Origin of the sequence: Streptomyces sp. NPDC048441 (genome assembly GCF_043200235.1) — a bacterium.
Classification (GTDB): domain Bacteria; phylum Actinomycetota; class Actinomycetes; order Streptomycetales; family Streptomycetaceae; genus Streptomyces.
Window position 1 is genome coordinate 717,908 of the sequence record NZ_JBICXM010000002.1, and the last position, 9,902, is coordinate 727,809.

At 73.3% G+C, this 9,902-nt stretch carries 5 protein-coding genes; all 5 read left to right on the forward strand.

The genetic code is table 11. The features are described from left to right. Positions 1 to 14: 14 nt before the first annotated feature. The 5 genes from ACGFSB_RS07475 to ACGFSB_RS07495 all read left to right on the forward strand — a co-directional run bounded on the left by ACGFSB_RS07475 (position 15) and on the right by ACGFSB_RS07495 (position 9,882). Positions 15 to 1,235: a hypothetical protein gene (locus ACGFSB_RS07475; protein ID WP_393395471.1), complete on the forward strand. Its 1,221-nt coding sequence runs from the start codon at positions 15 to 17 to the stop codon at positions 1,233 to 1,235. A gap of 73 nt (positions 1,236 to 1,308) precedes the next feature. After that, positions 1,309 to 1,788 (forward strand): hypothetical protein, encoded by a 480-nt coding sequence (locus ACGFSB_RS07480; protein WP_393395473.1) that lies wholly within the window; start codon positions 1,309 to 1,311, stop codon positions 1,786 to 1,788. Positions 1,789 to 1,866: 78 nt separating this feature from the next. Continuing rightward, positions 1,867 to 3,831: a hypothetical protein gene (locus ACGFSB_RS07485; protein ID WP_393395476.1), complete on the forward strand. Its 1,965-nt coding sequence runs from the start codon at positions 1,867 to 1,869 to the stop codon at positions 3,829 to 3,831. Positions 3,832 to 3,841: 10 nt separating this feature from the next. Continuing rightward, a complete protein-coding gene (locus ACGFSB_RS07490; RefSeq protein WP_393395479.1) occupies positions 3,842 to 9,565 on the forward strand; it encodes a CHAT domain-containing protein in 5,724 nt (1,907 codons plus the stop codon). After that, complete coding sequence (locus ACGFSB_RS07495; protein ID WP_393395482.1) at positions 9,562 to 9,882, forward strand: hypothetical protein; 321 nt, start codon at positions 9,562 to 9,564, stop codon at positions 9,880 to 9,882. The genes ACGFSB_RS07490 and ACGFSB_RS07495 overlap by 4 nt, the downstream gene beginning before the upstream one ends. Positions 9,883 to 9,902 lie beyond the last annotated feature (20 nt).

Sequence of the window (9,902 nt, forward strand, 5' to 3'; positions counted from 1 at the left end):
GTTACTTTCGGAGCATGACCGAACGTGCACTCCGTCTGCTGCGACAGGACCCGCGTCTGGCCGAGCTGGCCGCATTCCCTTTCGCATTCGACCTGTCCCGCGCGGACCACGTCGAAGAGGTCCACCTCGCGTCCGGCGGGCCGCTCGAACCGATCGCGGGGGACGACTCCGGGGGCACGTACTTCGTGTGCGGGGACGGGTCCGTGCTCTACGCCGACTCCGAGGGCTCGGCCGGGGTCATCGGGGACAGCGTGGACGAGGCCCTGGAGATCCTCGTCGGCCTGCCCGGCTGGGAGGACTACGTAGGCCTTTCGCCGACCGACGGAGAGGCGCGGATACTCGCCGAGATCGCCGACACCGAGGGCGACTTCCGCGAGGACTGCGTGCCCGACCTCGATGTGCGGCGCGCCGAGCTGCGTGCCGCGCTCGGGCTCCCGGAGCGCTCTCCCGTGCAGCTCGTCGCGCGCCTGCACGCCGCGCTCCTGCGCACCGAGCCCGACCACCTCCTCCTCAACGCCCGCGAGCACCTCGCGTACAAACGCCTCGATCCGCACCCGCGCCCGCCCCTGTGGGAGCAGGTGCTCACCAGGGGCCGCACCGACCTGGCCCTGCTGCGGACCGGCGACCGCGCCGTCTGGGACGGCGTGGCAGGGGACCGGGTGCGCAGAGTGGCGGCCCTGCGCGCCGCGCAGTACGACCGGCGGAACACCGATCGCACGCTCCTGCGCCACCTCCTCAAGCACGAGGCGGACGCGTCGATGTCCGACGAACTGCGGCTCGCCGTCGTCCTCGTGGGCCTCCACGGCCTTCCCGACGACCTGCCGCTGCTGCGGGAGGCGCACGGGACGACGTACGACACGTGGTGCGGGCTCGCCGGACTCCCGGACGAGGCCGGTCGCGTACAGGAATGGGCGCGCTCGTTCGACGATTCCAACTATGGGGTGGACCCCGACGACGAACCGGAATCCACCTGGCTGGAGCTCGCGCGGGACCAGGGCATGGTGGAGGTGGCGCGCGCCTATCTGATCCGCGAGCTGGACGACACGGGCCCGGACGCCGCCCAACTGTCCTTCCTCGCCGAAGAGTTGGCACTCCTCGGCGACTACACGCAGGCGGTGCGGGCCCAGCGTCTGTACCGGTCGCTCCAGGACACCGACCAAGGCCGCGCGGCAGCCGACGCGCGCCTCGCCGACCTCGAACGGAAGGCGGTGGACGGGGCCGCGGCGGAATCATAGGTTTCCCCGCACGGGTACGGTCGGCGCCTCTAGGCTGCGGGACTGAGATCAGCTCCGGGAAGGACCGCCCCCCATGAACCAAGCGCCGCTGCCCGCGGAGCTGCTCATCGACCGGGACGCCTCCGACGACCTGCGGCGGGAGCTCGTCTCCGCGCTGGAAGGGCTCGGCGTCCACACGGCGCGGGTGCGGCGCACGGTCGATCACCGGGGCGCGGCGGACCTTCCCTGGATCATGCTGGCGTCCCTTCCCCTCCAGGCGTTCCTGAGCGGCCTCGGCGCCGAAGCGGTAAAGGACTCGTACGCGGCGTTCAAGGATGTCGTACGCCGGTCGTCGCGGGCGGCGGACCCTGCCGATCCCGCCACCCCCGCTCCTCGGCCGCTGGTTCTCCAGGACCGGCGTACGGGCCTGCGCGTGGTCCTTGAACCCGGCCTGCCGGGCGAGGCGTACGAACAGCTCCTCGGTCTCGACCTGGCCCGGTTCAGCGAGGGCCCGCTGCACTACGACAGGGAGCTGGGGCGCTGGCGCTCCGTGCTGGACGAGGCGGGCGGCTGACCCGCCGGGGATCGGATACGGGGACGGGGATCGGGACGGGATCGGGGGGTGGGTGACGTGGGGCCGCCGCATGTTGACGTGATCCGTGCGGAACAGGCGTGTGTCACCGCCGAGTTGGGCCTTGAGCGACACGACCGCGTGGCCGCCGAGCGCGACTTCCGGGCCGCGCTCGCCCTGGCCGGCGACGGCGACGGCGACGGGGCTGATGGTGATGCCCTCCGGGCTCGGGTCCATGTCGGCCTCGGGCGGGTCCAGCTCGCGGATCGGGACGCCGATGAGGCCGCCGTGGAGTTCGAGCGGGCGCATGTACTGCTCCCCGACGGCGCCGACCCTCTGCACTGGCTCGGGTGCGCGGCGGCGCACCGGGCCGCGTACGAGTCCGCGGACGAGTACTTCACCTCGGCGCTCCGTTGCGCGAGGCCGCATCCCCGGTCGCTCGTCCAGCGGGCCTATACGCGTGTGCGGTTGAGGCGGTACGAGGACGCGCTCGACGATCTGCGTGCCGCTGCCGCTGCCCCCGGCGATGGCGATGGCTCACTGGGTTCACTGGACGCCGATGCGCGGTGGCTCATGGCGGCGCTGTCCGGCAAGGCGGAGGGCGAGTTCGAGTCCGTGCCGCAGTACGCCGTCGCCCTCGTCCTCCGTGGGCGGCGCGAGGTTGCCATCGAACTGCTTGAGCACGCCGCTCATCGCGACCCCGGCAACCACCGGATCACCCACACCCTCGCTCTCGCACTGCTCAACTCGACCGGCGCCGAGGACCGCAAGGACGTTTCGTCGGCATCCCGGCGCTGGGAGCGGTGCGTTGCCGCCTGGGGAGCTCTCCTGCACGACGACTCCTTCTGGGAGAGCAGACGTTCCTCGGCCGAGGAACGGTTCGGCGTGACTGTGGAGGCGGTGACTGACGCGGAGCTCCGGGCCGATCTGCGGGAGCTCCTCGAGCGGCGGATGCCGGAGCACGACGCCGGTGGACGTGTGCCGCCGGGGGCGCTGCTTCAGCGGGAGTCGGATGCCGCGAGGATCCTTGCCGGGGTGGGCGGATTTCCGGCCGCCGACGAGGCCAGTGCTCCCCTGGTGTGCGGGCCGTTACGAATCGCGCAGCTCGGCCTGGTCGATGCGTTCGGCGCCTTCGCGGCCGGGACCCCCGGGTCCTCATTGACGTACGCCTTCTCCGAACTTGGCTTTGCCCAGCTTCTGTTGAAGCAGGAGAAGCCAGCCGACGCCCTCGCAGCCCTCACCGAATTACGCTGCCGCGAATGCCGCGAGCGCAAGGACGGGACAGGGCGCGCCGGTGCACCCGCCGCCGTCTGCGAGCCCGGTTGCGGCCGTTTCGACGAGCTGAACCCCGCCTACGCCGGGCACCCCGACAAGCATCGGCGTCTCGCGCGGGACGCCCGCGGCCTCGCACTGCGGGCCCGGCTCGACCTGGGTCGAGCCGAACTCTCCGCAGGGCGACCTGACTTCGGCTCGGCAGCAGCCTCCTGGCGACGTGCCCTCGTGCACAGCAGGGAGCTCGAACGCTACCGGGAGACCCAGACCGCCGTCGTCGACCTGGCGCTCGGCGCGGCACGGGCAGCGCATCGCGCGGGCGACCTGACGCGTGCCGTGGCCACGCTCGAGGTGGCTCACTCCATCACCGGGGCCAATGAACGGGGGCGCCTGGAAGGGCAGCTGGCGCGGCTGCTCGCCGACCGGGGGATCTCCGTCGCCAATCGGGACGGCAGCCTGCTCGACGCCCCGGCGGACGATCTGCGGCGCTCCGTCGCCTTCAACCCGCATCTGCTGCGCGCACAGGTCAGCCTCGGCGTCGTACTGCGCGGCCTTGCTGCTCGGCGTTGGCGCTCGGGGAGCGTGTCCGGGGCCAGGGCGACCCTGCGCGAGGCCATGGACCAACTGACCGCCGCCCTGGTCCACTTCCCCGACGACCCAGATCTGACCGAGCAGTTCGACGCGGCGGCGGCTGACCTGGACCACGTCGCGGCGGAGCACCAGGCCACAACAGCGCACCAGGCCACAGGGGCGCACCAAGAGAGCGGGAGGTGACGGCAGGCCGATGCTCGCCTACGAGGAACTCCGCATCCGCATCCGCCCCATCGGCACGTCCCGCTACCTCGTCAGTGCCAACGGCCCCGCTGCCGCCGCCGAAGTGATCGCGGTGAACGGCGAGCCCGCCGCGTTCCGCGACCAGTGGGACCGGTTGATCTCGGCCGAGCTCGGCCTGGCCCCCATGGGTGAGCAGCACACGGTGGCGCAGTTGCGGGGGCTCGGCCGTGACGTCTTCCGGCTGCTGTTCGGTGAGGGGGACGGGGATCTCGTCGGCACCCCCGTCGGCACCCCCGTCGGCGCCTGCGTAGACCTGGCGTTGGAACGGGCGCAGCGGATGCGGCCCGCTCGGGGGCTCCGCATCCGGTTCGACGTACCGGAGGAGCTGCGCGATCTGCCGCTGGAGGCGCTGTGTGCGCCGCCGGGGCAGCCGCAGCAGTCGCTCGCCCTCAACCACGGCTACTCGCTGGTGCGTTCGCTGCCCGGTGGCCCGCTGGGTCAGCGACTTCCCGAACCCGCGGACGAGCCGAGTCTGATCCGGCTGCTCGTGGCCTGCGCGTCACCCGCCGACGCGGGCCTGCCGCAGTTGTGCCCCGATGCCGAAGTCGCCGCGCTCCGACAGGAGTTGCCGGAGGTTTCCGTGCAGACCACCGTGCTCGAACGGGCGACGCGCACGACTCTGGAGGCGGCCATCGGCGCCCACTCCGATCTGCCCACCGCAGTGCTGCTGATCGCGCACGGGACGTACGACCATGAACTCGGCAAGGGCGTGGTGGCCCTGGAGACCGAGGGCGGCGGCATCGACCGCGTACCGGCGGATCTGCTCAGCGGGATTCTGCTGAAGGCGCCTGGACTGCGCCTCGTCGCCCTCAACCTCTGTGCCGGTGCCGACACTTCACTCGCCGAGCCCTTCTCCGGGCTCGCCCAGGCGCTGATCGGCGGAGGCGTGCCCGCCGTGGTGGCGATGCGGGGCCGGGTGAGTGATCTGTCGGCGGGGCGGTTCAGCCCCGAGCTGTTCAAGGGGCTCGCGGCGAACCGGACCATCGACGAGGCCATGGGTGCCGCGCGCCGCCGCATCTCGCATCTGCCGGGACACACGGCGGTGGAGTGGGCGACGCCCGCGCTCTTCCTGCACGAGTCCTGCCGCCAGGGCTGGCTGTTCAAGGCGCGTGAGGTGCGGGACGACGGTGGCGCCGTCGCCGATCCGCTGCGCGAGGGCGCCGACGCGCTGCGGGCCTTCCAGAGCCCCTTCGGGCATGTCGACTCGACGGTCCTGATCGGTGCGGCGCGGTACCAGCGTGACCTGGGGCAGTGGGCGCAGGTGCAGCGGATACTGCGGGCCGAGACACGCCAGTTCGAGGATGAGCAGCAGCGGCTGCGCGCCGAGGCGGCGTTCGAGATCGCCTGGGACGAGCTGGAGAAGCTGTGCGGTCTGCTGGCCGCGGAGCGGGACGCGGACGCCGCGGTCGAGCAGTTGGCGTCCCTGCGCGACGCGCTGCAAGGATCGCCGCCCGGCTGTCTGACGGCGGAGGTCGAGCGACTCCGGTACCTCACCGGGCTCGCCGGGCAGGCCCGCGCGGCGGAGGAGGCCGGTGACTGGGCCGGGGCCATCGGACGGTACGAGGAACTGCTCGGCGCGCACCCGGCGGGCCTCAGCGACACGGCGCCCCGCCTCGCCGCGGCCCGCGACGAACTCCACGTGGCCGAGGCCTTCGACACCGCCGAGCACGCGAGGCACCACGCCGACTGGCCGACCGCAGCGACCGCGTACGCCGCTGTCCTCGCCCGGCGTCCCGGCCACGAGGGCGCCATGGCGGGCGCGGCGTACACGAGCGGCAGGGTCGCGCAGGACGCCGGGGAGTGGGGCGCGGCAGGCGCGGGGTACGCGGCGTGCGGGGGGTTCGAGAGCTCCGAGGGGCTTGCGGCCTCCGGAGGGCTTGCGGACTCCGCGGCGCGGGCCGCGTACGTACGCGGGCGGGCGGCGGCGGAGGCGGCGCAGTGGGCGGCGGCGTACAGGGCGTTCGGCGAGGCGGTGGCGTTGAGCGGGGGCGACAGGGGCGGTGGCGACGGCAGTGGCAGTGGCAGTGGGGGGAGCGACGGCGGCCCCGGCCCTCACCTCCCCGCCTGGCACGCCTACGCCGCGGGGCGTGCCGCCGAGGCCGCGGGGGCCTGGGCCGATGCCGTCCAGGGGTTCGCCGGTGCGAGCGGGTTCCAGGACAGCGGCGTACGGATGCTGTACGCGCGCGGGCGGCGCTCGGATGAAGTCGGGGCCTGGCCGGAAGCCCTGGCCGATCTGGAGGCCGTGGCCGCTCACGGGTGGGACGCGGAACCGTGGTTGAGCGGGCTGCGGGAGCGGACGTATCAGGGGGCGCTGGACGCGGCGGGCGCCGGGGGCTGGGCCGAGGCGCTCGCGGAGCTCGACCTGCTGCCTCCGGAGTACCGCGACGTGCGGCCACGCAAGCGCTACGTCCACGGCCAGGTGGCTGCCGCCGCCGGTGACTGGCCCGATGCGGCGGACGCGTTCGCGGAGTGCGCCGCATCGGGAGCGGCCGGGCAGCACTGCGGGTACGACGACGCCGGGGAGCTCCGGACGTACGCCAGGGGGCGCGCCTGCCAGGACGAGGAGCGCTGGCAGGACTCGCTCGCCTGCTTCACCGAACTCTCCTCGGACCTCCTCGACGTGCCCGACCGCGTCCTGTACGCACGCGGTCGCGCCGCCGACGCCCGCGCCGAGTGGTCGGGGGTGATCGACGGCTTCGGCAGGCTGCCCGACACGTACGCACACGGCGAGGTACGCGACCGCCGCCTCTACGCACGCGCCCGCGTGGCCGCCGATCTGCGCGGCGACTGGGGCGCGGTCCTGAGCCTGCTCGACATCGTGCCCGACACGGGCCGCGACGGCGCGGTCGGCGCCCTGCGCCGCAAGGCTGAGGGCCGCATCGCGGAGGCGGCGGGTGACTGGGCGGGGGCCTGCGAGATCTACGCTCGGGCGTTCGCCGAGGAGGAGAGTGACGCCGGGGAAGGTAGTGACGCCAGGGAAGAACCCCGCCACCTCCACCTCTACGCCCTCGCCCGCACCCACGAACGCGCCTCCGCCTGGCCCGACGCCCTCCTCGCCTACGAAGCGCTGCCCGCCAGTTGGGCCGACGTCGAGGTGCGGCAGCGGTACGTCCGGGCGCGGATCGCCGAGGGCGCCGCCGGATGCGCCGCCCAGTGGCGTGGAGTCGTAGAGGCCTTCGGCGCGGTGGCGGCGGAATCCGGGGAGTTCGAGGATGCCGCCCCGCGTCGGCGGTACGCCCTGGTGCGGCTCGCCGAGGCCGAGGGGGAATGGGCCCGCGTCCAGGAGGAGGCCGCCGCGCTCGGGGACCACCGGGACGCCGCCGCCCTCGGTGCCTACGCGCGCGGGCGCCTCGCCGACGCCCACCAGGAGTGGCAGCGGGCCGCCGACGCCTTCCGGCGGTGCGCGGGGCACCGGGACGCGGGCGCTCATCTCGCGTACGCACAAGGGAGGTTGCTGGAGGCCGCGGGGAAGTGGGGCGAGGCCGTGGCCGCGTACGAGCGGGCCGGTGGCGGTCTCGACCGGGCCGACGCGCGGTGCCGCAGGCTCCGGAGGCTGCTCGAACTCCTTCCCTGGGCCGACGGGCTGACCAGCGCCCCGCTCGTCGCCGACCCCTTCGTGTCCGGCGACCCCGCCTACCCCTACTTCGCGCTGCGCGATGCGGGCGTAGATCCCGGCGCCTCCATGGACGTGGTCAACGACGCCTCGTACACCTTGCTCGAACGCGGCGGCATGACCTGGGACGAGCGCGTCGCCTGGGACCGGCTGCGGCTTCCGGCGCGGCGGCTCCAGCTGGACGCCCTGCTGTACCGCTGGCACTCCCCCGCAGCACTGCGTGACGCGATGGCCGGGCTCTCACCGGACGAGGGGGCGGGGGCCGGGCTGCTCGGCGGCCTGTGCGAGCGGTTCCCGCATGATGCCCCTCTGCTCCTGCTCCTCGGCCGGGACCGTGAGGCGGCCGCCGCCGAGTGGGAGCGGCGGCTCGCGGCGGCTCCCGGCGACATGACCGTCGTCCACGGACTCGCCGCTGCCCGGCTGTGGCAGGCGCAGGAGCTGGAGCAGAGCGGGGCCTGGGAACATGCCGTCACCGCCTGGGAGTCCGCGCTCGCCTACTGGGCGACGCTGCTGAGCGACGACGAGTACTGGGACGGTTGGCTCGCCGAGCGCGCCGCCTGCTACGAACGGGAGCTGCCGGGCGAGGACATGGCGCAGCTCCGCCTGGAACTCAGCCAGCATCTCTTCGGGCAGCTCTGCGTCTACGAACAGCGCCATACCGAACAGAACCGCCCCGAACAGGCCGCTGCCTACCAGGAGTTGGCGGCCCTTCTCGAAGCCGAGCTGAGCGCGGCCCGCGTCCTGAAAGACATGGGCGGCCTGCGCGACGTGCCGGGCGCCGGCTCCGCACCGCTCGCCTGCGGGCCCCGCTATCTGCGCCTGCTCCACCTGGAGGCCCCCCTCGCCGCACTCGCCGCCGCCCTGGACGCGGCGGCCGAGCAGGGCAGGGACCCTGGCGTCTATGCCGTACGAGAACTGCGGTGGGCGTTCTCGGAGTTGGCGCAGAGCTTCGTCCTCTCCGAGGTCCACAAGTTCGAGCCGGCCCTGCGCGCGCTGCCCGCCTTCGCCACCCTCACCACGCTGCCCGACGACTGCGCGGGCCCCGCGTCGACGCCCGCTCCGGGCGAGCACGTCGAGGAGTGCGCGCACTGCCAGGACTTCCTGCGCCGCAATCCCGCGTACGTCCAGATCCCCGAGCGGCACTCCAAGTTCCTCCAGGACGGCGTCGAACTCGCCGTGCGCGTCCGTCTCGCCCTCGCCCGCACCGCCCTGGCCGACGGGGCGGGCGGCCTGGCCCGCGCCCTCGACGAGTGGGCCGAGCTCGTCCGCGTGTCGCGGCGCGCCGGAATGCAGGCCCGCAGCAAGAAAGCGGTGATCGGCACGGTGCTCGGCCGCGTCGAGGCCCTGGTCGACCGGGGCGGCGCGCAGCGCGGCGACTGCCTGGACGAAGCCGTCGCGCTCGTCGAGGCCGTACCGCCGGTCCTGCACCCGCTCGACCGCGACCTGGTGGACCAACTGAGCGCGCGGCACTCGGCATTGCTCTCCATGCGCGGCGTATGGCGCGGATATACGCGCACCAAGTACGGTATGCGCTCCGACGCCTATGGCGCCGAGGCGGATCTGCGCCGCGCCCTGACGCTCAACCCGGCGTCCAGTCACGCCCGCGACAATCTGGCGCGCGCCCTGGCCTTCACTCTCGACGCGCACACGCACACGATCCCGGGCCGCCTGAAGATCCTCCACGAGGCGCTCGACCTCCTGGACGTCGGCCTCGGCCAGGCCCTGACGCACGGCTACCGCGAGACGCTCGGCGAGGCTCTCGACGAGCTTGAGCGGCTGCTCGCCCGGGATCTCGGAGTGGACGGACTGCGCGACCTGATGCGCAGCGACAGCGAGGAGACACCTGCGGACGAGTCGGAACTGGCCGCCTGGGCAAGCCTGTTGACGGACTGGGCAGAGGAGTCCCTGGGCCGCGGCGACGTCGGCCGCGCCCTGCACCACCTGATCCGCGCCACTCGCGCCGACCCGACGAACAGCCGCATTCGGCGTGCCCTGCTCGACGCGGTGCAGCGTCGGCTCGACGGCCTCACGGACAGCGCGGCAGAAGGAGAGGGAACGTGATGATCAAAGACCCGTCGACGAGCTGGGACGGCGGCCCGTTCCCCTACGACGCGCTCGCCGAGGTGGGCGTCACCCCGTGGACATCGCACGCCGGCCTCCAGGACGTCTCCTTCGAGCTGCTCGCCCGGCGCCTGATGACGCCGGTCACCCAGCAGGCATGGGACGAGCTGCGGGTCGTACGACGCCGAATGCTGGCCGAACTGCTTCTGTACGACGTCGACTTGGCGACCGCCCCCGAGCTGACAGGAACGCCCGACTCGACGCTCACGGAGGAAACCGCCCGGCTCCTCGACGACCTCATCACCTTCGACATCTGATCGCCCCCGCGACGCTGACA